At 73.9% G+C, this 1,033-nt stretch carries 1 protein-coding gene and 1 pseudogene; both read right to left on the bottom strand.

Translation table 11 applies throughout. The features are described from left to right. Positions 1-455: pseudogene (locus LQV45_RS35415) on the bottom strand (tRNA 2-thiouridine(34) synthase MnmA); the annotation flags it as partial. Positions 456-464: 9 nt separating this feature from the next. After that, positions 465-1,033: aminotransferase class V-fold PLP-dependent enzyme (locus LQV45_RS35410; protein ID WP_230012727.1), on the bottom strand; the 569-nt coding region annotated here is incomplete at its 5' end.

The raw sequence follows: 1,033 nt of genomic DNA, 5'->3' as shown, positions 1-1,033 counted from the left end.
ACGTAGGACTGGTCCTTCGCGGCATCCGAGGCCCGGTGCAGCTCGCGCCCCCGGGGAGTGTCGACGAGGGTAGCGTAGTGCCCGGTGCACACGGCGTCGAAGCCGAGCTCGAGCGCGCGCTCCAGGAGCGCGGCGAACTTGATCTTCTCGTTGCAGCGCATGCACGGGTTCGGGGTGCGGCCGGCGCGGTACTCCGACACGAAGTCGTCGATGACGTCGTCGCGGAACCGCTCCGAGAAGTCCCACACGTAGAACGGGATGCCGAGCTTGTCCGACGCGCGCCGGGCGTCCATGGCGTCCTCGATCGTGCAGCAGCCGCGACTACCGGCACGCAGCGTCCCGCCGGCGCGCGAGAGCGCGAGGTGCACACCGACGACGTCGTGCCCCGCCTCCACCGCGCGGGCCGCAGCCACCGCGGAGTCCACGCCACCGCTCATCGCCGCAAGAACTCGCATCGTCCCAGTCTACGAACCACCCGCTGAACGGGCGCCGGATGCCACGGCCCGCTCGTACGCGGACGGAAGCGCCGCCAGCAGCGCGTCGACATCGGCGTCGCTGGAGGTGCGTCCGAGCGTCAGGCGCAGCACCGATCGCGCGGCGCGGTCGTCGAAGCCCAGAGCGAGCACCACGTGCGACGGTTCGGCGACACCGGCTTGGCACGCCGACCCCGTCGAGACGGAGATGCCCGCCATGTCGAGCAGGAACAGCAGCGTCTCGCCCGCCGCCCCCGGGAACAGCACATGGGCGTTGCCCGGCAGGCGGTCGGCCGGGTCGCCCAACAGGCGCGCGGCCGGAACCGCATGCAGGATGCCGCGGACCATCCGTTCACGCAGGGCCCGCAGCCGGGCCGACTCGCGCGCGCGCTCCGCCTCGGACGCCACGGCCGCCGCCGCGAACGCCGCCGCCCCCGCGGCGTCCTGTGTCCCGGCGCGGAGCCCGCGCTGCTGCCCGCCGCCGTGGACCAACGGCGTCATCCGCGCGTGGCGGGACACGACCGCCGCGCCCACACCGATCGGACCGCCGACCTTGTGGG

The organism is Microbacterium sp. Bi128 (assembly GCF_918698205.1).
Note: the sequence above shows the minus strand (reverse complement) of the source record. Positions and strands in the feature narration are given on the sequence as shown.